Consider the following 1,269-nt stretch of genomic DNA (forward strand, 5'->3'; position numbering starts at 1 on the left):
GTGCGGTCGAAGCGGATTCTCATGCGAGCACCGCCGTTTCGGCCGCGAACGGGCGCACGGGCAGCGGCGCCGGGTCGGCGCACTCGGCGCAGCGTCCCGCCAGGTGGGCGGCCACCCGGCCGGGGAATTCGGCGAGCAGGCCGGCGGCCGTGCCGGTCGCGGCGTCGAGGGTGCCGCAGGCGCCCCGGCCGCGCAGTACGGTGGACCAGCGGCGCAGATCGGCCACCGCGCCCGCCCGGGCGCGCTGTTCGTAGAGGGCGGTGGCGGCGGCGGCCATGGCGGCGGTGCCGTTGAAGCAGGAGCCGCACTGTCCGGCGTTCTCGCGATCGAAGTAGGCGAGCACGGCGGCGGCGACGGCGACCGGGCATTCCTCGGTCAGCAGGGCGATGGCGCCGCAACCGAGGCCGCCGCCCAGCGCGCCGAGGGATTCGTGGTCCAGGGTGGCGTCGAGTATCCGGGGGCCGGTCAGCCCGGAGAAGTAGCCGCCGGCCATCGCGCCCCGCACCGCCGAGGCCGGGACGCCGTGCAGGTCGAGCAGCGTCCGCACGGGCGTACCGTGGGCGACCTCGTACAGTCCCGGCTCGCGCCCGCCACCGGTCACCGTGGCCAGGAACGTGCCGGGTGAACCCTCGGTGCCCGCCGCGCGGAAGGCCGCGCCGCCGTTGGCGTGGATCCACGGCAGGTTCGCCAGGGTCTCGACATTGCTCACCAGAGTGGGCAGCCCGTCCACGCCGCACTCGAAGGGGCGGGGCGGTTTGTCCGTCGGTCTGGCGGGCCCGCCGCTGATGGCGCGCACGGCGGCGGTCTCCTCACCCGCCACATAGCCGGGATCGACCACCACCAGTTCGATCGGCACCTCGACGAGGCCCGCGCTGTCCAGTTCGGTCAGCGCCCGGTCCACCGAACGCGCGGACTCGGTGTCGGAGAGGTAGACGACGGCGCGCCGCGCGCCGGCCACGGCCGCCGCCAGGCGGAGACCGTCGAGCACCAGGTGCGGACGACGCCGCATCAGCCACCTGTCCTTGACCGAGGCCGGTTCGCCTTCCTCGCCGTTGGCGACGGCCACCGTGGGCGATCCCGCCCGCGCGGCCGCCCGCACGCCGGACTGTTTGATCGCGGCCGGGAAGCCCGCCCCGCCGCGCCCGCGCAGGCCGGAGGCGCTGACCTCGCTCAGCAGCGCGTCGGTGCGGGCGAGCGCGCGGTATCCGCCGTCGGCGCGATAGGCGTCGAGATCCTCCACGCCGTCGATCGTGCGCAGCAGCCGCGGCG

The 1,269-nt window shown here is 75.9% G+C and carries 1 protein-coding gene; it reads right to left on the reverse strand.

Annotated features, from left to right (window positions below):
* Positions 1-19: 19 nt before the first annotated feature.
* The coding region (locus QH283_RS28730; RefSeq protein ID WP_280506067.1) for an NADH-ubiquinone oxidoreductase-F iron-sulfur binding region domain-containing protein at positions 20-1,269 on the reverse strand (1,250 nt) is incomplete at its 5' end.

This window comes from Nocardia farcinica (genome assembly GCF_029867845.1).
GTDB lineage: Bacteria > Actinomycetota > Actinomycetes > Mycobacteriales > Mycobacteriaceae > Nocardia > Nocardia farcinica_A.